This is a genomic window from Sporomusa termitida, assembly GCF_007641255.1.
GTDB classification, from domain to species: Bacteria; Bacillota; Negativicutes; order Sporomusales; family Sporomusaceae; genus Sporomusa; species Sporomusa termitida.
This window is the reverse complement of sequence record NZ_CP036259.1, coordinates 4,362,189-4,383,391: the sequence shown is the minus strand read 5'-3', so window position 1 is coordinate 4,383,391 and position 21,203 is coordinate 4,362,189. Positions and strand designations below refer to the sequence as shown.

General features: G+C 48.9%; 16 protein-coding genes and 1 pseudogene. 9 read left to right on the top strand and 8 right to left on the bottom strand.

Annotated elements, in window-relative coordinates; genetic code table 11:
- Positions 1–148 precede the first annotated feature (148 nt).
- From ahpC to SPTER_RS20340, 4 genes are all read left to right on the top strand, one after another.
- Entirely contained in the window at positions 149–712 is a 564-nt protein-coding gene (ahpC, locus tag SPTER_RS20355; RefSeq protein WP_144352072.1) for an alkyl hydroperoxide reductase subunit C, read from the top strand.
- A 12-nt stretch (positions 713–724) separates the two neighbouring features.
- Positions 725–2,254, top strand: a complete 1,530-nt coding sequence (ahpF, locus tag SPTER_RS20350; protein WP_144352071.1) for an alkyl hydroperoxide reductase subunit F — start codon at positions 725–727, stop codon at positions 2,252–2,254.
- A 196-nt stretch (positions 2,255–2,450) separates the two neighbouring features.
- Positions 2,451–2,672 (top strand): KTSC domain-containing protein, encoded by a 222-nt coding sequence (locus SPTER_RS20345; RefSeq protein ID WP_144352070.1) that lies wholly within the window; start codon positions 2,451–2,453, stop codon positions 2,670–2,672.
- 334 nt (positions 2,673–3,006) lie between these two features.
- A complete protein-coding gene (locus SPTER_RS20340) occupies positions 3,007–4,737 on the top strand; it encodes an IS1634 family transposase (protein ID WP_144350283.1) in 1,731 nt (576 codons plus the stop codon).
- Positions 4,738–4,960: 223 nt separating this feature from the next.
- On the opposite strand, the gene SPTER_RS20335 is transcribed toward SPTER_RS20340, so the two are convergent.
- The 6 genes from SPTER_RS20335 to SPTER_RS20310 form a co-directional block, all read right to left on the bottom strand.
- Positions 4,961–6,682, bottom strand: coding sequence for an ABC transporter ATP-binding protein/permease (locus tag SPTER_RS20335; RefSeq protein ID WP_144352069.1), 1,722 nt, complete (start codon positions 6,680–6,682; stop codon positions 4,961–4,963).
- A 24-nt stretch (positions 6,683–6,706) separates the two neighbouring features.
- A complete protein-coding gene (locus tag SPTER_RS20330) occupies positions 6,707–7,111 on the bottom strand; it encodes an ExbD/TolR family protein (RefSeq protein WP_144352068.1) in 405 nt (134 codons plus the stop codon).
- Positions 7,086–7,712 carry a MotA/TolQ/ExbB proton channel family protein gene (locus tag SPTER_RS20325; protein ID WP_144352067.1) on the bottom strand — a complete coding sequence of 209 codons (627 nt, stop codon included), beginning with the start codon at positions 7,710–7,712 and terminating at the stop codon, positions 7,086–7,088. Before SPTER_RS20325 ends, SPTER_RS20330 begins: the two co-directional genes overlap by 26 nt.
- Positions 7,713–7,746: 34 nt before the next feature.
- A complete protein-coding gene (locus SPTER_RS20320) occupies positions 7,747–8,436 on the bottom strand; it encodes an energy transducer TonB (protein WP_144352066.1) in 690 nt (229 codons plus the stop codon).
- A gap of 102 nt (positions 8,437–8,538) precedes the next feature.
- Complete coding sequence (locus SPTER_RS20315) at positions 8,539–10,737, bottom strand: TonB-dependent siderophore receptor (protein ID WP_144352065.1); 2,199 nt, start codon at positions 10,735–10,737, stop codon at positions 8,539–8,541.
- Positions 10,738–10,872: 135 nt separating this feature from the next.
- Complete coding sequence (locus SPTER_RS20310; RefSeq protein WP_144352064.1) at positions 10,873–11,085, bottom strand: heavy-metal-associated domain-containing protein; 213 nt, start codon at positions 11,083–11,085, stop codon at positions 10,873–10,875.
- A gap of 232 nt (positions 11,086–11,317) precedes the next feature.
- Here SPTER_RS20310 and SPTER_RS20305 point away from each other — a divergent pair, with 232 nt between their 5' ends.
- Positions 11,318–11,710 (top strand): winged helix-turn-helix transcriptional regulator, encoded by a 393-nt coding sequence (locus tag SPTER_RS20305; RefSeq protein ID WP_144352063.1) that lies wholly within the window; start codon positions 11,318–11,320, stop codon positions 11,708–11,710.
- 164 nt (positions 11,711–11,874) lie between these two features.
- Here SPTER_RS20305 and SPTER_RS20300 read toward each other — a convergent pair whose 3' ends face one another.
- Positions 11,875–12,234 carry a YbaN family protein gene (locus SPTER_RS20300; RefSeq protein ID WP_144352062.1) on the bottom strand — a complete coding sequence of 120 codons (360 nt, stop codon included), beginning with the start codon at positions 12,232–12,234 and terminating at the stop codon, positions 11,875–11,877.
- 523 nt (positions 12,235–12,757) lie between these two features.
- Between SPTER_RS20300 and SPTER_RS20295 the strand changes: the two genes are divergently transcribed.
- The gene (locus tag SPTER_RS20295) at positions 12,758–17,542 is read left to right on the top strand and encodes a TonB-dependent receptor plug domain-containing protein (RefSeq protein WP_246105374.1); all 4,785 of its coding nucleotides are present in this window, start codon (positions 12,758–12,760) and stop codon (positions 17,540–17,542) included.
- Positions 17,543–17,748: 206 nt separating this feature from the next.
- Here the strand turns inward: SPTER_RS20295 and SPTER_RS20290 are convergent, their stop codons facing one another.
- Entirely contained in the window at positions 17,749–19,479 is a 1,731-nt protein-coding gene (locus SPTER_RS20290) for an IS1634 family transposase (RefSeq protein WP_144350283.1), read from the bottom strand.
- 135 nt (positions 19,480–19,614) lie between these two features.
- Here SPTER_RS20290 and SPTER_RS20285 point away from each other — a divergent pair.
- From SPTER_RS20285 to SPTER_RS20275, 3 genes and pseudogenes are all read left to right on the top strand, one after another.
- Positions 19,615–19,845 (top strand): annotated as a pseudogene (locus SPTER_RS20285) (hypothetical protein); the annotation flags it as partial.
- A 315-nt stretch (positions 19,846–20,160) separates the two neighbouring features.
- Positions 20,161–20,793 carry a MotA/TolQ/ExbB proton channel family protein gene (locus SPTER_RS20280; protein ID WP_170233347.1) on the top strand — a complete coding sequence of 211 codons (633 nt, stop codon included), beginning with the start codon at positions 20,161–20,163 and terminating at the stop codon, positions 20,791–20,793.
- Positions 20,790–21,200: an ExbD/TolR family protein gene (locus SPTER_RS20275; protein ID WP_144352060.1), complete on the top strand. Its 411-nt coding sequence runs from the start codon at positions 20,790–20,792 to the stop codon at positions 21,198–21,200. Before SPTER_RS20280 ends, SPTER_RS20275 begins: the two co-directional genes overlap by 4 nt.
- The last annotated feature ends 3 nt before the right edge of the window (positions 21,201–21,203 follow it).

Below are 21,203 nucleotides of genomic sequence, written 5' to 3'. Positions count from 1 at the left end.
TGTATGATTTTCACTTACAAAATTTTCATAAACCTATTGACGTTTAATAAACATATGTGATAATATAAATCAAGAAATAATAATTATTGTTTGACGGTTAGCTAAACAATAATTTATAAAGTAAAATTACATTTGGAGGTAGATGATTATGTCATTAATTGGAACTGAAGTAAAACCGTTTAAAGCGCAGGCTTATCACAATGGCAAGTTTATCGAAGTTACGGAAGCGGATTTAAAGGGTAAATGGAGTATAGTATGCTTCTATCCGGCGGATTTTACGTTCGTATGCCCGACAGAGCTTGAGGATTTGCAAAATCAGTATGCTGCTTTAAGAGAGCTGAATGTGGAAGTATATTCTGTTTCCACAGATACTCATTTTACCCACAAAGCCTGGCATGACAGTTCGGAAACGATCCAAAAAATAACCTACATAATGATTGGCGATCCTTCGCATACCCTGGCCAGAAACTTTGAAGTGCTGATTGAAGAGCAGGGCCTTGCTGACCGCGGGACATTCATCATTGACCCTGACGGCATCGTGCAGGCGGTCGAAATCAATGCCGGCGGCATCGGCCGTGACGCCAGCACCTTGCTTAACAAGATTAAAGCAGCCCAGTATGTCAGGAAAAATCCTAACGAAGTTTGCCCTGCTAAATGGCAGGAAGGAACCAGAACGCTTAAACCAAGCCTGGATCTTGTCGGAAAGATTTAATAGGTGGCTGCAATGTTGTTAGACCAGGATATAAAAGAACAATTAGCTCAATATCTTCAGTTGCTGGAAGCGAATGTGCTAATTAAAGTGAGTGCAGGCAGCGATGATGTATCCAGCGACCTGATTGCCCTGGTGGATGAGATAGCCTCTATGTCGCCCCTGATCACAGTCGAGAAAACAGAGCTGCCAAGAACGCCCAGTTTCAGTATCAATCGCCCGGGAGAAGACAACGGCATAACATTTGCCGGTATTCCGCTGGGACATGAGTTTACCTCTTTGGTGCTGGCCTTGCTGCAGGTCAGCGGCAGAGCGCCGAAGGTGGAGCAAAAGATAATCGATCAGATTCAAGGGCTTACAGGCAAGTATCATTTTGAATCTTATATCAGCCTGACCTGCCATAATTGCCCGGAGGTTGTCCAGGCTCTGAACCTTATGAGTGTTCTTAATCCGGACATTACGCATACCATGGTGGATGGTGCTGTTTTTCAGGAGGAAGTGCAGGCGAAAAATGTTATGGCGGTGCCTGCGGTCTATCTTAATGGTGAATTTTTTGGCAGCGGCCGTATGGAGATCGAGGAAATACTCGCCAAACTCAGCGATGGTTCTGCTGTGTCCGAATTGGCAGAAAAAGAGCCCTTTGATATTCTGGTTGTGGGCGGCGGCCCGGCCGGAGCCAGCGCGGTTATTTACGCGGCCAGGAAAGGAATTCGCACCGGGATTGTCGCCGAACAGTTCGGCGGTCAGGTTAAGGATACCCTGGGCATTGAAAACTTTATCAGTATAAAATATACCGAAGGTCTTAAGCTGGCGGCTAATCTCGAGGAACATGTGAAAGAATATCAGGTTGATGTAATGAAGCGGCAGCGCGGCCGGCGTTTGACGAAGAAAGAACTGGTGGAAATTGAACTGGAAACTGGCGCTGTCGTAAAAAGTAAAGCGGTTATTCTTGCTACAGGAGCCCGCTGGCGCAGTATTGGCGTACCGGGAGAAACTGAGTTTAAGAATAAAGGGGTGGCCTACTGCCCTCATTGTGATGGCCCATTGTTTAAAGGAAAACGGGTGGCCGTTATCGGCGGCGGCAACTCCGGGGTAGAGGCGGCGATTGATTTGGCCGGCATTGTGGAGCATGTGACTGTGCTCGAATTTATGCCGGACCTGAAAGCGGATGTTGTCCTGCAGCAGCGTTTGTACAGTTTACCGAATGTGACGGTTGTAAAAAATGTGCAAACAAAAGAAATCACCGGCAGGGAAAAGGTCGATGGCCTTTCCTACACGGACCGCAGTACCGGAGAAAGCTATCACCTGGAACTACAGGGGGTATTTATCCTGATCGGGCTTATTCCGAATACCGATTGGCTGCGGGATACAATAGAATGCAACCGCTTTGGCGAGATTATTGTAGACAGCCATGGCGCGACCAATGTGCCGGGGGTATTTGCCGCGGGTGACTGCACGAACACTCCTTATAAGCAGATTATTATTGCTATGGGGTCTGGCGCGAATGCGGCCTTGGGCGCATTTGACTATCTAATACGGAATTGATTTTAAAGACGCAAAGGCAGCTAGCCTTTGCGTCTTTTTATAGAGAACAGCTGTCGCCAAATAGGCCCGGTTTTCCTGTGCGTATACGGCTTACGGCAGATGAGGCGGTATGGCACAGTGAGTAACCGGGAAGACTACAATGCCATCCGTCTATTCGGTTGGATGAGAGGTCGGAAGTAAAAAAGGAGTAGCTGTCATGAGTTGGATCATTGCGAGCTCAACAACAGTTGCGAGATTTCGTTATCATTTAGAAACTCAGATACTCGAAATTGAGTTTAAAAGCGGTACTGTTTACCGGTATTTTGATGTACCAAGCATTGTTTATAAAAACTTTGTTAATCAGGTAGATTCAGGTGGGTCAGCAGGACAATATTTTAACGCACATATCAGGGGCTGTTTTCGGTATGCCCGGGTATAAAAAAAGCCGAAAGAATATTTTTCATAAGAAATATCTTTCAGGCCTTCAGTCTTTTTGGCTAATCAGCACATCAGTATATAAATTTTCTTTTATTATTACCTATAGCAGAGAGAAATGCAAGTATTTTTAAAAAAATTGATTTATTAAAATCAGGGGACAAGCAAGAAGGAGTGACAAAGGAAACGGCCCCGTTGTCCTCGGGTTTTTGACAGTTGAATAATACCAAAAACGCTGGAAGCCTTGATTTAGGCTTATTTTTTTGTCAAAATCCCCACTTATATATTGCGTGATATAGCGTGATGTGGTATAATATAAGTAGTTTGGGGGTCTGCTTATGCGATTGAAAGTATCACGTTCCAAAAATTCCGCCTCCCTTTATGTCACAAAAACAGTTTATGTTGATAAAAAAGAAAAGACCATTACCGTTGAAAAGCTTGGCACGGAAAAAGAACTCCGGGAAAAGCTCAATGGGCAGGATCCTTATGTGTGGGCAAAAGCGTATATTGATAAATTAACTAAAAAGGAAAAAGAAGCAGCTGGACATATCTTTATAAAGCGATCCCAGTCCAAGCTTATCCCTAAAGGGGACCAGGTATCCTTCAATGGTGGCTATCTTTTTCTCCAACAGTTGTACCATGACTTAAACCTTCATCATATTTGCCGCTCTATTTCTGAACGCTATAAATTTTCGTTTCCCCTTGATTCGATTCTCTCAAGGCTGGTTTATGGCAGAATTCTATTTCCTGCCTCTAAGCTCAATACCTGCCAGCTTTCCAAGACGCTTCTGGAACAGCCTGATTTTGAAATCCAGCATGTTTACCGTGCTCTTGAAGTCATTGCCAAAGAATCCGATTTTATTCAAGCTGAGCTTTACAAAAATAGCCTGGCTGTCTCAAAACGCAATGATACAATTCTTTACTACGACTGTACCAACTATTTTTTTGAAATTGAGCAGGAAAGTGGCGATAAACAGTATGGCCCTTCCAAAGAAAACAGGCCCAATCCGATTGTGGAAATGGGACTGTTTATGGATGGGGATGGCATTCCCCTTGCTTTTTGCATTCACAGCGGCAACACTAATGAACAACTTACCCTACAGCCGTTAGAAAAAAAGATTCTTACGGATTTCTCTCTGGCTAAATTTATTGTTTGTACGGATGCCGGACTCTCTTCCATCGATAATCGCAAATTCAATGACAAGAAAGACCGTGCCTTTATTACCACTCAGTCTGTGAGAAAGCTGAAAAAACATCTCAAGCAGTGGGCTTTAGCTACAGAGGGCTGGTCTCTGCCTCAGGTAAGGGGAGCGTTTGATATTTCCCAAATAGCTCAGTCCGAAGAGGCCAAAGAAAACTATCAGAACGCCACCTTCTACAAGGAGCGCTGGATAAAAGAAGACGGTTTAGAGCAGAAGCTCATCGTTACTTTCTCTTTCAAATACCAAAACTACCAGCGATGTATCCGAAGCCGGCAGATAGAACGCGCCTGTAAACTGCTTGAATCAAATCCTTCCTCATTAAAAAAACACCGCCAGACTGATTGTAAGCGTTTTATCTCAAGGACAAATGTGACAACTGAAGGTGAAATTGCCAAAAATGAATTCTACACTATCGATCAGGAAATCATCGCAAACGAAGAAGCTTATGATGGCTTCTATGCCGTCTGCACAAATCTCGAAGAGGATGCTCCTGCTATTACTAAGATCAATCACAAGCGTTGGGAAATAGAAGAATGTTTTCGCCTGTTAAAATCCGATTTCAGGGCAAGACCGGTATATCTTAGCCGGGATGACCGGATTAAAGCACATTTTACAACCTGTTTTTTAGCACTAACAATCTACAGATATCTGGAAAAAAGGGTAAAAGAAAATTTTACAAGCACCGAAATCATTAGCCAGCTACGGACCATGAATTTTTATTGCGTTCCTGGAGAAGGGTATGTTCCCACTTATACCAGAACCGATTTTACCGATGCTCTACATGAGACTTTTGGCTTCCGTACCGATTATGAGATTGTAGGTACAAAGCAAATGAAAAAAATTTTTAAGTCTACAAAAAAACAATAAAAGGTACGCATTTTTTTGCTTCTTAAAATAGTCTGAAACGCCTTATATACAAGGCGTTTCAGACTATTTTTATCTCCCAACTGTCAAAGATGGGTTATTACCTATAGCAGAGAGAAATGCAAGTATTTTTAAAAAAATTGATTTATTAAAATCAGGGGACAAGCAAGAAGGAGTGACAAAGGAAACGGCCCCGTTGTCCTCTCTGTTGCCCTCGTTCTAAACATCAGGCAGAAAGCTTCCAACTGCCGGCTTCTGTAATATTCAGGGTTCTGTGGTGATATTCCATAAGTGTACTGCGGTGCCCCACGCTGATAATTGTCGCTCCGGGCAGTTGTTCATGCAATAAGCGGTGCATCGCCATTTCGGTCTCTTCATCCAGGGCGGATGTAGCCTCGTCCAAAAACAGCCATTGCGGACGCTGCAGGATCGCCCTGGCAAAGGCGATACGCTGCTGTTCGCCCAGCGAAAGAATTTGGGACCAATTACCGTCCTCATTAAGACAATCAATAAATTCCCCCAGTTTACACATTATCATAATTTCACAGAGCTTTTCCTCTGCAAACAAATCCGCCGCTGCTGGATAAGCAAGTATTTCACGCAGGGTACCCAACGGCAAATAAGGCTTTTGCGGCAAAAACAGCATGCTTTCCCCGGCCGGAATATGGATATTGCCTTGACCGAAGGGCCAGATGCCGGCCAGCGTTTTCATCAAAGTGCTCTTTCCGCTCCCGGATGCGCCCGTAATCAGCAGCCTGTCCCCCGGTTGTACCTGCAGTTCCAGGTTTTTTAACAATAATTCGCCGGTGGGCAGCTTAATATCCAAGCAAGCCACACCCAGCAGCCCGCCGGGGGCAGCAGTAATCGCAATGGAATTGCCGCTTGCCGTTGCGTGTAGATTGTCTATATGCTCCGCAAAGCTGCTCAGTCGCTTCAGCACCGCCTGCAGCTGCGCCAGCGAGGCTTCATTCATGGAATAAAACTTATCGATAAAAAAGGACAAAGACTGTTCCACCTGTGTAAAAGCCGTGGCCGTCTGAAACAGGCCGCCCAATTGCATTTTCCCCTCGAAGATGCGTGGCGCGGAGATGAGATAAGGAAGTAAAAAAGAGAGCCGCCAGTGTAATAAAGTCACATAAGAAAGTCTTCTCTGGCCAGACATGAGGGCTTGAAAATTTTCAATAATCAACTGAAAGCGGTTGGAAAAATTGGCCTGCTCCCGCTGCTCGCCGTTGTAAAAAGCTATGCCCTCACCATTTTCCCGCAACCGGATTAAACTAAAACGGAAATCAGCCTCATAGCGCTGCTGAACAAAATTCAGCTTGATCAGCGAATTGCCAACGACTGCTGTCAGCCATGAACCGGCTACGGCATAAATAATCGCTACCCAGACCATATAGCCATGGATGCTGAGCACATACGGACCGACAGTCAAATCGATGATTCCGGACAAATTCCACAAAACAACAATAAAGGAAGCCAGGGTAAGGGTGGATCTGAATAAGCCAAACGATAATTCCAGCACATAAGAGACAAACAGGCGCACGTCTTCGCTGATCCGCTGATCAGGATTATCCGTATCATAATCTAAAATTTGCAGCAGATAATACGTACGCTTGCTCAGCCATGCCTGCAGATAATGATTGGTCAGCCAGGTTCGCCACCTGACCTCCAGCATTTGCTGCAAATAAAGTTTGTTTACATCAACGACCAGAAAAATGAGTGTAAATACCGGCCAATAAAGAAAAAGCTGAAAAAACTTCGCGCTGTCCAGCTCCTGAATCGTGCTGTAAAATTGATTTTGCCAGACATTATATTTGACCATCACATATACGTTCAGCATTTGCAGAGCAATAACAGATGCCGCCAAGAGGCGGGCAGACCATTTCTCCTCCGACTGCCAGAACCCCCGGGAAATCTTCCATGCCTGCCGGAAAAAATTCAACATAATTTGTCCACCTTTGCCATGCTCTTATTTAGAGGGGGTAACTGCAACGGCTATTTTGGTGATACCCGCTTGACGGATAACAGCCATCAACTCAATGACACGCCCATGCTCCACACTGCGGTCGGCATTAATAACGACAGATACCGGCCGGCCTTTATTTTGCTGCGTGAGGCGCAGTGCGGCGTCTGCCGGTGAGGCGACCGGGTCTTGTTCATAAAAAAGCCGGTTTTCTTTAGTCAGGGTAATAGTGAATACCTGCTGGGTATCCGCTTTCATGCCGCTGGCCTGAGGAAGATTGACCGGCAGGCCGCTTTGCGCAGTCATTGATAATGTGGCAATCATAAAAAAAACCAGCAAAAAAAACATGGTATCAATCATCGGAATAATTTCAATCCGGGCTTTTTTAGGCGAATTTCTTGCTATCTTCATATTGCTCACTCCCGCCTGGCAATTTCTCCAGCGCTACCTCCAGCTTAGTTGCCTGGTACTCAATAACCTCAGTCTCTGCCTCAACCTTGGACAAAAAATAATTGTAAGGAATTAAACTTACGATGGCAATGCTAATTCCGGTCGCTGTGGCAATGAGCGCCTCCGCCACCCCGCCGGTTACAGCATGGGGCTGGCCCATGCCGCCAATTGCCATTACCTGGAATGAGCTAATCATGCCGATAATCGTACCCAGCAATCCCAGCAACGGCGACAGGGTGATAATTGTGTCCAGCACCGGCAAGCCCCGTTTCATTTTGGCAATTTCAATAATTGCCGCCGCCGCCATAGCGTTCGCTGCCGTCAGGCGGTTCTCCAGCCCTGCCGCCAACACTCTCAGCAGCGGGACGTTCCCGCCTTTGACCAGCAGCTTGGCGTCATCCAGCTTCCCCTTGCCGGCGAGTCCAACCACCTCTTCCGCCTGCTTGGCTGCGCCGATTTTTCTAAAATATAAAAGTCTCTCAATGATAACGGACCCGGCCACAATAGAGCAAAGCCCCAGCGGGACCATAACCCAGCCGCCCATGATCAATATTGCCAACATTCTTTTTCATCCTCTCTGGGTGCTTGCCGCCGGTTTATTTGCCGTCGGCAAGCCTGAATCTTACCTTCACATCGTAAAAACTTTCCACCGGGGCCTCGCCTCTGCGCGCGGGCGAAAACCGCCATTTTTCTACCGCCTGCGCAGCCGCCGTATCCAGCGAGACATAGCCGCTGCCGTGACGAATTGAGGTGCTTAAAACGGAACCGTCGGCGCCGACCAGTACACGCACAACCACCACGCCCTCCCAGCCTGCCTTCCAGGCGTCGCGCGGATAGGCAGGACGGGAGCCGGAAACGAGACTGGCCTGGGTCCTGCTTACAGGCTGATTGTGATTGTCATCCTGCTTGCCCTCGTTATCACCCACAACGGCTTCGCTGCCGTCGCCCTCAGGCCAGGAAACCACAGCGCCCGCGCCTGTTGTCTCACTGATCTGCGCCGGCGGCTGCCGGTCAGGCAGCGTTTTGGCGGGCGGTTGCTTCTTTTCCCGTTCCCGTATCACTTGTTTTGTTTCCTCTCGCTGCTCTTTTGGCACCGCAGCGGCCGCACTGAATTGCTGCAAGGTATCACCGGTATCTGCCACCGTTGCCGGTATAAATTCAACTGCAATAGGAGCAACAGCCGCAACCGGGGTAAATGGTTTGATCACGATTGGAAGGCAGGCCAACAGCACTATATGTATCAGTAAAGAAATACCGGTTGCCTTAACATATGGATGCTTTCCCATTGTATTTCTGCTCCATCCTACAAGATTTTCTGATTATGAACCGCCTGTGGATACGGCAATCACAGGGAGCGGAGTATCGCCCCCCGCACCTGCCGGGTAAGATCAAAAAGACCTCTCCGCTCTTAAGGTAAAGCTGCGGGGTGCACCTGCATATACCGACACGCCGGTTTGGGCCGCATAATACTTTTTATTGGTCAGGTTGTATACATTCAGCGAATATTTCCAGGCAGCGGGTTTATAAAAGACAACCGCATCGATAACGTTGTAGCCGGGAACCCAGATTGTGTTAAGATTGTTGAAAGGCCGTTTGCTCACATGGGTTATACCGCCGCCGAAGCCCAGGCCCTTCCAGGCGCCGGCCTGTATTTCGTAAGTTGACCACAATTTGAATGTTTGCCTGGGCACGGCCACGAACTGTTTGCCAACCCAGGCCGGACGCTGCGGATTCCTGGTCACCGTTGAATCATTTTTGGCATATGCCGCCAACAAATTCCAGCCCGGTTGCAGCTGGTAGCTAAGATCCAGTTCATAGCCCCGGCTCTCCTGTTCGCCAATTAACTGGTAATCAGTATTGGCAGTAGTTCCCAGATTGACAATGATGTTTGTCTGTTGGATGTTGTAACGGGACAAAGTCATACTGGCCTGATCGCTAATATTGTATTTGACGCCGCCTTCCAGCTGGCGGCCTTTTTTCGGTTGGAAGGCTTGCACGCCGATAATTTGTCCGCCAACGCTGATGTTTCGTGACGCGTTATAATCAAACGATGTACCATAGCCAATAAACCAGGTCAGCCCGGGTGCCGACTCATAGGTTGAGCCGATGCGGTAGGTCGTGGCCGATGCACTGCCGCCACTGCCGTCAACGGTCTCCGTATAGGATGAATGGCTGATTCCGCCGGCGACCTTCAGCCGGTTGGAAACAGCGGCTGTATCCGACACATAGACGCTGTGCCGGTACCTGGACGTTGAGCGCCAGGGGCTTGCCTCCACCGCAGGCCGCGGAGCAAATACCGGATTGAGGTAATCCACCGGGGTAAGCTCTGCGTCGGCCGATATTGGCCAGGTTTGCTTGTACCGGGACCATTCATATCCCAGGGCCACATGGTGATCTACTCCTCCCGCCGTAAATTTGGCATTGGCGGTGGTATCCCACGCATAAGCGTCGGCTTTAAAAATATTCCAGCTATAATAAGATGCAATTTTTCCGCTCGTATAATCGCCGTCAACCCAGCTTTCATCGCCGATGTAACTCCGGTCATTGTGGGTGCTGCTGTAGCGCAGCGCCGAAGTAATTGTCCAAATATCATTCAACTGGTGATCCACCCTGGCATTGAGCGCCCGCCCGATAAAATAATGACGCTGGCTGGGATCATAATAATTTGCGTCATAGGGGACGAGGCCGTACGGCGCGGCAATGGTGCCGATAACGGGCAAACTGCCGGTATAGCCGCCGGCAATATCGTAATGATTATACTGGGCCTCGAACGTATAGGTAGTATCGCTGCGCGGCTGGCCCTGCACAATCAGACTGCCATTGAAATGCTTATTGTTGACATCTTTTTGAAATTGCGCCAGGCGGTCTGTCGAAATAATCGTCCGCGACAACCATTTGCCATCCTGTGTAAGCGGAACGGAGGCATCCAAATTTACGCTTCTGCTGCCCCGGGAACCATACTCCAGCCCGAGGGAATAGGTTTCCTCCGTTACAGGTTTTTTGGTAATATAATTAATAACCCCGCCGGGCTGCAGCTCGCCAAAAAACAATGAACTGGGCCCCTTCAGCACTTCCACGCGATCCAGGTTGCCGGTCCAGCCGCCGACACCTAACGGATCGTACAAACCGTCATAATAATAGTTATTGGCTTCAAAACCGCGAATAGAGAAGGACGGATTTAAATTGTCATGGGGATTCCACACCCCAGTACCCGTATTCACACCGGCGACATTTGACAGTACTGCGGCCACTGTATGAGCGTGCTGCTCCGCAATGACTTTCTGCCCGATTGCGGTAATCGTCTGGGGGATATCCTTCGTTTCCGCCTCTGTTTTGCTGCCGGTGGAACTGCGGGTGACCACATAATTGGTTATACCTTCCGCGTCAGGCGGCTGACCAAGGGCCAGTTCCTGCTTTCTTTTTTCCTCAACTTCCAATTCCGTCATCGGCACCGGCTCAGCCTCATCAACCTGATGTTCAGCCTGCAGCCCCGCAGCCTCTGCCGCCAGGGCTAGCCCTTGCGGCCCCAGTGACAAAGCAATCGTTAACGTACCATAAAACAACAGTTTCGCCTGTTTTCGCCTCATTTTTCTACCCCTTTCCCTAACGATAAACACACCGGTTTTACTGCCGCCAGCTGCCCGTTTTTGCCTAGGCCAGCCTTGTCCTCTGCCCGCAGGCGGCAGCAACACTACCTGCCCGTTAGCCAAGCGCTGATTGCCCTATAGTTCACATAAGACCGTGAACCCAAGTTCTTCTACGGCCTTCACAACTACAGCCGGCTCAGCCGAGCCAATGATGGTTGCCTGTTTCGCTGCCAGTTCAACCGTGACATGCGTCACCCCGGGAATTGCGGCCAGTCTTTTTTCGACTTTCCCCCGGCAGCCGTTGCAGGCCATGCCTTCAATATGCAATACGGTTTTTCGCTCACTCATTACAACACCTCCCTTCCCTGCAGCAAAAGAGCTAAAGGCTAAGTTATCGCCGGACGATAAACTTAGCCTTTAGCTCTTTGCTAATCAGCTGAATTCCTTTTGTTCATAAAACAGATTGCAGTAAATTATATAAGCCGGTGTTATTAGAATAATATAGTATTCTCAATTATTCCACAAGTACCAATAATTATATGATATACTAATATAAAAAGTACCGGGAGGGTTTTTTCGTATGTCCAGAGCAGCCATCAGAGGCCTGTGTCCGGTCACAGTTAAGCAGATGCTGTTGGCCCAGAAATTAATCGCCGGCAAATGGAAATTTGTCATTTTGCTGTTTTTAAGTGATGGAACGAAACGATTTAATGAACTGAATAGATTGCTTCCCGATATTTCCCAAGGGATACTTACCCAACAGCTAAGAGAACTTGAGCGTGATGGAATCGTACATAGAGAAATATATAAAGAAATACCGCCCAAAGTAGAGTATTCATTAACTGAAATCGGGAGAAATTTCATCCCCGTTTTAGATCAGGTATTGCAATGGATACAATTTTATAACGAACACGACAATAAGCCGGGAGCAAGCAACCCGGCTGAAAAACCCTCTCTTGTTTCACTTAGCTAACTCTTTTCCTGCCGGATGCACGTACCAGCAGCAGGTACGCCACGGATTGGCGGGAGCTGGCAAGCCGTCCCCGTCACCGTAGGTATTCCGGTCTGGCGGCCGCTATTGGCCTGACTGAACCGCGGGAGGTCCAGCCGAAAAAAAAAACGGCCCCTGTTGTGCAGCTATTTGGTTGTTTTGATCTTAACGAGGAAAACATAGTATTTGACAGCCAGCAGGATGAGCAGGAATAGGTGCACAAGCCTGTTGTCGACTATAAAAAAAGGCAAGCTCATCATGAGCGTAGAAATGGTAAGGATGCCAATCTTTGATTTTAGCGGCATTGACCAATTCTCTTCCAAATCCTGCAAGTGGTTGCGATAGATGGCTGTTGAGGTAAACCAGGCGTAAAACCGGCGCGATCCCTTGGCAAAGCAAATCGATGCCAGCAGCAAAAACGGGACCGTAGGCAGTAAAGGGAGCATGATTCCGATTACGCCCAGACCCAGAAACAACAGCCCTAAGCCAACATAGACAGTTTTCACTTGGTTCCTCCCTGTCGCGGAATACTATAAGCGAATTGTTTGTTTAATGATAATTATTATCATTAATTATACTAACTGATTAGCAGCAAGCCTGTCAATACTCAATTTAAATAACTATTGACAATGATTCTCACTGCGAGTATAATAAGCACTAATTAAAAATAGTAATGCCCTGCCGGCCTGACGATTAAAGCAGGTGAGAGCAGAGTGTAAAAAGAGAGCTGGGAGCTCCGTTGCGTAAGTATATTACGCGCGGGGTTTTTCTTTTTGCCGGCTGTTAAATTTTGGGTAGTGGGTTGCTGTTTGGCGTTTCCTAATTCAATAATAGCAGAGGTGTAGACAGTGGACGGATTTATCTATTTGCTTCATTTATTTCACAAAGGCGGTTTTCCGCGGGCGCCGGCAGTGCAACCGCCGTCCATTTTGGGTTAAAGTAATTTAAATTATGAGCTCAACGCCCGCCGGCCGCAGCCTGAATGGCCGGAACCAAGAGAAAAGTTTAAGGAATCAGGGGGGAATCATCTTGAATAAAAAAAGCAGGGCCCGCTGCGCAGTCGCCGCCTTGTTGACGGCCAATATTTTTGCCCTGTGGAGCGGGGGCGTGACACTGGCGGCCGAGGACACCGCCAAAACACGGGATATCGTCGTCGAGGCGGACGCCGCCAGGGAGGAAGCCAAATACGAATCCCAAAGCACCACCATCATCACCAAGGAGGATATTGAGCGCAAACAGGCCAAAAGCGTCGAAGACATCATCTTCGATGAAACCGGCGTAACCCGAACGGTAGACGCGATGGGACGGGTCGGCGTTTCGATCCGGGGCGCCGAACCGCGGCATACGCTGATCTTAGTGGACGGCCAGCCCGTCATGGGCGACTTTGCCAAATACCAGGGCGCGGCCGACGAGGTCATGCGGCTGGGGACGGAGAATGTGGAGCGCATCGAAATCATCCGGGGCGCGGCATCAGCGAAGTACGGCGCCGACGCGATCGGCGGGGTGGTCAATATTATCACGAAAAAAGCCGGGGCCGAACCCTCGCTGCAGTTTAATGCCGAAGGCCGGCGGAGCCGCGGCGACGGGGATCTATTCCCGTATCAGAATATCTTTCTGCGCGCCGATACAGGCGCAGTGGGAAATTTCCGTTTGGGCTTATATGGAAGTGTGCGGGATGTTATGCCGGTCTATGGGACAACGTCTTACGGCGGACTGGGCAATGGCGAGAATTTCCGGAACTCCCTGCGGTACTACGGCGATATCAAGAATATCGGCTTGATCGGCAGCTATGAGATCGATGACCGGAACAAGCTCGAATTCAATTTTGACCGGATCAATGAGGATCTGGAGCGGTATGTCAAGCATTCGGACTCCGGCATGGAGCCGCGGCAGCAGTTCAAACGGACCATGGACCGCAATACCTACCGGCTGGCTTATAGCGGGAACAATGGCGGCAGTACGGACTGGCAGGTGGATGTCAACTACGCGAAGCTGAATCAAGACGACCTTACGCTGACCTCTACCTTTGGCGAATCGAAATATGAAGGCAAGAATACGTTAAACTACATCGATGACATCAACCATAACCAGCTGGATATCAAGCTGTCGGCCAATACGCAGGTCAATGACGAGCATTTACTGACCTATGGCTTTGGCTATACCAAGGAAAAGGGGGAAGGAAGCCGGCTGAAAAATGCGCCGGACACCTATACGCGCTATATCGACCCCTGGGACTATGACAAGAACCTGTACACCAAAGGCGGCACGGGGGCGCCCTCCTCTGAAGTGCATGATTACGAGATGGCGCGCAATGATGCCGGCGTGCCCTACTATGACCAGGACTATGAATGGTATGGCCTGCGCGATGAAAATGGAAAAAACATTATTCCGGCCTATACCTATGAAGACTTTATAAAGTACGGTGGTTCCAGTTATAACACACGCAATATGCCGGATGACGTAAAAGAAAATTACTTGAAGTTTGAGGCGCAACTTAAAGCGGAAAACCCATCCTTAGGCTCTACCAGTTTAGCCGTACAAAGGTATTATACGGGCGTTGTAACCTATAATGGGAAAACGTTTAAAGAGGAATTTAACGCCAGAACGAACCGGCAGACTGTAGGGAAGGCCGAAATCAGGAAAGAGAACTTTTTTCTTCAGGATACATGGCAGCTCAATAACGATACGATCCTGGCACCGATCCTGCGCGTCGATCACAGCGACCTGTTTGGCACGAACGCGACCTTTAATATGGGGCTGACGCATCAGATCAACGGCAATGCCCACCGGCGGTTCAAGGCCAACCTTGGCACCGGTTATACCGAACCGGGCATGGGCGAACTCTACTACAACTGGGAAATGTATGCCGGCATGCCGGCCGGATTCGGCGTAGGCAGGCTGGGCTATTACTTTCTCGGCAACCCGGACCTCAAGCCGGAAAAATCCCTCAATTTCGATATCGGCATTGAAGGCGAACACCGGAACACGGCGGCCCGGCTCAATGTATTCCACAATCGCATCGATAATTACATGACAACCTACTTCACCGGCTATTTGATGGATTTTTATCCTAGCGAAACGGGTTGGAAATGGGTAACGCCGCCGGATATGATCTACAGCTTCAGGAATATCGGCAAGGCGGAAATCACCGGCGCGGAAGCCGAGGTGTCACAGAAGTTTGACGAGCACTGGACCGGGAAGCTGGGCTATACCTATCTCCATGCCTTGAATAAAAGCGATCCCGATATGCCGCGGCAGCTGCTGGACAAGCCGCAGCACAAGGTCGATATCGGCGTCACCTATGAAAACCGGAAGGGCGGCTGGCGCTCCTCCCTCTGGGGCAATTATTATATCAATATGCTGGACAGCAACAGCATTGCCAATAACGGCAATTACCTGACCTATGACGAAAACGGTGAGGTGAAATATAACTTTGCCGAAGGCGGCAACCAGACCTATGAAAAGAAAACCTTCGGTCTCTGGAATTTCCTGGTCCAAAAAGATTTGTCCAAAGACTCAATGGCCTACTTCGGCATTGACAACTTGTTTAATCATCGCGATGACGACCGGGCCTTCCAGGAACGGGTTTATAAAATTGGCCTGAATATGAGGTTCGGCGCCGACAAAGACAGCAGGAAGGCAGCGGCCCAACAAACAGACAGCGCGGCAACAGACACAACGGCAGCAACGAAGGAAGCGGAGAACTGGTTTATCGACCGGCCGTTTGACGTAAATAAACAAGAAGGCGTAGAGCTGATCGGCGACTATCAGGCCCGCTGGAATGCCTATGCCGGTAAGGATAAACCGGAAGTGCGCGTAACGGCGGTCTCCAGCGTGGGCGATGCCGCCAAGAATATCCTGGAAAAAGCAGGACATGGCTTTGAACAGCGTCTGCGTGTCGGTATTGACGCCCGCATTGGCGATAACACGAATGTCACCATTCTGGGCAGTGCCGGCGGCATGAGCGGTGTGGATACAGCTTATGATCTAGCCGGCTCCCAAGGCCTGAACGAGCAGCGGCTGGAAAAAGCGGAAATCACGCAGAATGTGAAAAAATGGGACTTCACGGCCGGCCGGCTGACGGAACCGCTGGGGGTTACGGGCTACTGGTTCGGCCAGGAATACGATGGGGGCCGGGCCGTGTGGACGAACAAGCAGACGCAGGTCCGGATCGGCTATGGCGATTTCAGCCATAGCACCGGCATTACCGATTCGGCTTATACCCATGCGACGCGGCAGGTCTTCTTGCGGGCGCCGACGAAGGCGGAATGGCTGGGCTACAATGGTTCCTTCCCGGAAACCTGGGACGGTGTTTTCACTGATAAGAGCGTTACTGTGGACGGCTATCAGGGACTGTACCAGAAACTGCTCCAAACGTCCAGCCCGGAGGAGCAGCAGCAGCTTATCACGCAATACCTGGAGGTCGTCAAACAGGATGATCCGGCAGCGTACGATTCCATTACATCTAAGAGCTATACTTTTAGTGATGTCAACACTTTTGCCTGGAAAAAAGTTACTGTTACCAATGAAGCGGGAGAACTGGTGGGCGAATACATTGCCCCGGTAAGTGGGAGTGTTTCTACTTCTGAAGCAACGAAAATTCCCTATGCAGACTTGTTTAATCAGGAAGTATTGGAACAGACTGCGGAAAATATCTGGAATAAAATCGAAGCAGGGTTGGAGACAAATGGTACAGCGTCAGTCAATGTGTCCAACAACAACTCGTTTCTGCTGTCGGCAGGAAAGTATACTTTCGAAAGCACCTTCCTGGGCTATGGCAAGTACACGGGCGATCAGGTGCTGCAGCCTATGGGCACGGAAAGTGTGATCCCCATGGATCAAGTCAGTGCCAGCGATTTTATCACCCTTACGAAGGAAGAAGCAAAGGCCATGGCCGTTACGTCCTTCTGGGATACCGAGAATTCCTGGAAACAGGTAGACTCGTGGAAACGAACTTCTCCCAACAGTGGCGTCGCTGTCGATGGGGTCGCCGCTGGCCCTTCCATAGGAAGATTGGGTTATCTTATTTTAAATCAACTGGCCGGATATCAAAGAGCGGACGTGTGGCAGCCGGAGGACGACAGTTCTCTGCCTCTGCAGTTACTGGAACAGCTGGGCGAAGCGCTCCCGGTACTGGGCACCGTCCTGGTCCAGGACCGGATCCCGGCGATCCATAATGCCGCGTTTGTCCAGGCCAGACAGCAGCTCAGCGATCATCTGGGCATTCAGGCCTGGTATCTGCGCTCGGTCAATGACAAGCAGCACAGCATCGCGGTGGCCAATGGCGATGCCAATGACGTATTCAGCTTTGACCAGCTGGCCAATGTCGTCGGCGTGGGGGCCAAGTGGAAGCTCAGTGATCAAATCACCTTCTCCTATGACACGGGACGGAACCTGACGGATTTCGGCCGGTTCATGAATGGCAACACGCTCTATAACCATACGGCGGGCACGTCGGACTTTACGCTGGCCGGCCGGGAAGCGGGCGGGACGCCGCGGTTCTGGGTAGCCCGGGTGGATATCGGCCGCAGCGACACGGACAAGCCGGGCAGCTGGAACGCCTTTGCCGATTACAAGCACTTTGAGCATGGTTCGTTCTTTGGCGGCAACGGCACCGAAGGGGTGCCGGACCGGTATCTGGACGGTATCCGCAGCTTTACGCTGGGAGCCGGCTATGTACCGGCCAAAGACTTCCTGCTGGAAGCGTTCTATACCTTTGATGCGAAAGGGACGGGAAAACGGGATACGCTGTACGGAGCAGAGAATTTCAAACTGGGCGATTATACGCGAGTGCAATTGACGCGCAGGTTCTAAGCAAGACAGCACCACCGTCCATTGGTCTTGTACAACCCCTGATTATCCATAGCGACATTAGCACAAGTCAATTTAAATAACTATTGACAATGATTCTCACTATTAGTATAATCCCATCTTTGACAGTTGGGAGATAAAAATAGTCTGAAACGCCTTGTATATAAGGCGTTTCAGACTATTTTAAGAAGCAAAAAAATGCGTACCTTTTATTGTTTTTTTGTAGACTTAAAAATTTTTTTCATTTGCTTTGTACCTACAATCTCATAATCGGTACGGAAGCCAAAAGTCTCATGTAGAGCATCGGTAAAATCGGTTCTGGTATAAGTGGGAACATACCCTTCTCCAGGAACGCAATAAAAATTCATGGTCCGTAGCTGGCTAATGATTTCGGTGCTTGTAAAATTTTCTTTTACCCTTTTTTCCAGATATCTGTAGATTGTTAGTGCTAAAAAACAGGTTGTAAAATGTGCTTTAATCCGGTCATCCCGGCTAAGATATACCGGTCTTGCCCTGAAATCGGATTTTAACAGGCGAAAACATTCTTCTATTTCCCAACGCTTGTGATTGATCTTAGTAATAGCAGGAGCATCCTCTTCGAGATTTGTGCAGACGGCATAGAAGCCATCATAAGCTTCTTCGTTTGCGATGATTTCCTGATCGATAGTGTAGAATTCATTTTTGGCAATTTCACCTTCAGTTGTCACATTTGTCCTTGAGATAAAACGCTTACAATCAGTCTGGCGGTGTTTTTTTAATGAGGAAGGATTTGATTCAAGCAGTTTACAGGCGCGTTCTATCTGCCGGCTTCGGATACATCGCTGGTAGTTTTGGTATTTGAAAGAGAAAGTAACGATGAGCTTCTGCTCTAAACCGTCTTCTTTTATCCAGCGCTCCTTGTAGAAGGTGGCGTTCTGATAGTTTTCTTTGGCCTCTTCGGACTGAGCTATTTGGGAAATATCAAACGCTCCCCTTACCTGAGGCAGAGACCAGCCCTCTGTAGCTAAAGCCCACTGCTTGAGATGTTTTTTCAGCTTTCTCACAGACTGAGTGGTAATAAAGGCACGGTCTTTCTTGTCATTGAATTTGCGATTATCGATGGAAGAGAGTCCGGCATCCGTACAAACAATAAATTTAGCCAGAGAGAAATCCGTAAGAATCTTTTTTTCTAACGGCTGTAGGGTAAGTTGTTCATTAGTGTTGCCGCTGTGAATGCAAAAAGCAAGGGGAATGCCATCCCCATCCATAAACAGTCCCATTTCCACAATCGGATTGGGCCTGTTTTCTTTGGAAGGGCCATACTGTTTATCGCCACTTTCCTGCTCAATTTCAAAAAAATAGTTGGTACAGTCGTAGTAAAGAATTGTATCATTGCGTTTTGAGACAGCCAGGCTATTTTTGTAAAGCTCAGCTTGAATAAAATCGGATTCTTTGGCAATGACTTCAAGAGCACGGTAAACATGCTGGATTTCAAAATCAGGCTGTTCCAGAAGCGTCTTGGAAAGCTGGCAGGTATTGAGCTTAGAGGCAGGAAATAGAATTCTGCCATAAACCAGCCTTGAGAGAATCGAATCAAGGGGAAACGAAAATTTATAGCGTTCAGAAATAGAGCGGCAAATATGATGAAGGTTTAAGTCATGGTACAACTGTTGGAGAAAAAGATAGCCACCATTGAAGGATACCTGGTCCCCTTTAGGGATAAGCTTGGACTGGGATCGCTTTATAAAGATATGTCCAGCTGCTTCTTTTTCCTTTTTAGTTAATTTATCAATATACGCTTTTGCCCACACATAAGGATCCTGCCCATTGAGCTTTTCCCGGAGTTCTTTTTCCGTGCCAAGCTTTTCAACGGTAATGGTCTTTTCTTTTTTATCAACATAAACTGTTTTTGTGACATAAAGGGAGGCGGAATTTTTGGAACGTGATACTTTCAATCGCATAAGCAGACCCCCAAACTACTTATATTATACCACATCACGCTATATCACGCAATATATAAGTGGGGATTTTGACAAAAAAATAAGCCTAAATCAAGGCTTCCAGCGTTTTTGGTATTATTCAACTGTCAAAAACCCGAGCATGGTTCGTTCTTTGGCGGCAACGGCACCGAAGGGGTGCCGGACCGGTATCTGGACGGTATCCGCAGCTTTACGCTGGGAGCCGGCTATGTACCGGCCAAAGACTTCCTGCTGGAAGCGTTCTATACCTTTGATGCGAAAGGGACGGGAAAACGGGATACGCTGTACGGAGCAGAGAATTTCAAACTGGGCGATTATACGCGAGTGCAATTGACGCGCAGGTTCTAAGCAAGACAGCACCACCGTCCATTGGTCTTGTACAACCCCTGATTATCCATAGCGACATTAGCACAAGTCAATTTAAATAACTATTGACAATGATTCTCACTATTAGTATAATAAACATCAGAAAAAGGAACTAATTTAAAATAGTAATGCACTGCCTGCTGATCTAAATCAGCTGAGCGCAGAGTGTAAAAAGAGAGCTGGGAGCTCCGTTGCGTAACTACATTACGCGCGGAGTTCTTCTTTTTGCCGGCTGTTAAATTTTGGCAGCGAATTGCTGTTGGGCGTTTCCTAATTAATAGAGCAGAGGTGTAAACAGTGGACGGATTTATCTATTTGGTTCATTTATTTCACAAAGGCGGTTTTGTCATGTATCCCCTGTTAATTTGTTCGTTGCTGGCGGTGATGATCGCCGCCGAACGGGCGTATTACTACCGCCGCCACCGGCGGGACGGCGACGGGCTGAGAGCGCAGATCCGCGATGCTCTGGCGGCCCGGGACTGGGACGGGGCCATCGCCGTCTGCGATGCCTTCGATACGGTCATGAGCCGGACGGTAAAAGCCGGCCTGCTGCAGGCCCGCTACCCCCAGGCTGGCACAATGACGGTAAAGGCGGCGTTTGAAGAACGGATGGCGGTAGAGGTAACCGGCCTGAAAAAGCATCTTGACTACCTGAGCGCTATCGTTACCGTTGCCCCGTTGCTCGGCTTGCTCGGCACGGTTATCGGCATGATCGGCTCCTTCAGCGTCATGGACGGCTCCGGCGGCGGCGCGGCGGCTATCAGCGGCGGGGTCGGGGAAGCGCTGGTGGCGACGGCGGCTGGCCTGTGCGTGGCCATACTGGCGTTTGTCATCCATACTTTCTTTTCCCATCAATTCGATACGGTCCTGACCGCCACGGAGGACCTGTGCTTCTCCGTGTTAGAACACAAGCGGAGGGAAGCGGCATGAAATTCAGAAATGGCCGCGGTATTTCCCCACCGTCATTTATGATTATTCCCATGATCGATATTATTTTCTTTCTGCTGGTCTTTTTTATGATGAACAGCTTGCAAACGACCACCCAACGGGCGCTGGCCGTGCAGCTGCCCCAGGCGGCGCGGGCGGAGGTGCCGTCCCAGCTGCCGGTGATTATCAGCGTTGATGCAGCCGGCCGGATCGCCCTGGACGGCCAATTTGTGTCGCTTGAGGGCGCAGCCGCGCAACTGCAGGCGCAAGCAGCGGCCAATCCGCAGTTGGCAGTAATCCTGCAGGCCGATAAGTCAACCTCTCACGGCCAGGTGGTAGCGGTCATGGATATGCTTAAAGGGGCCGGCGTAAAAAAACTGGGTATTGCCGCGGAAAAGAAAGCAAGGTGATTT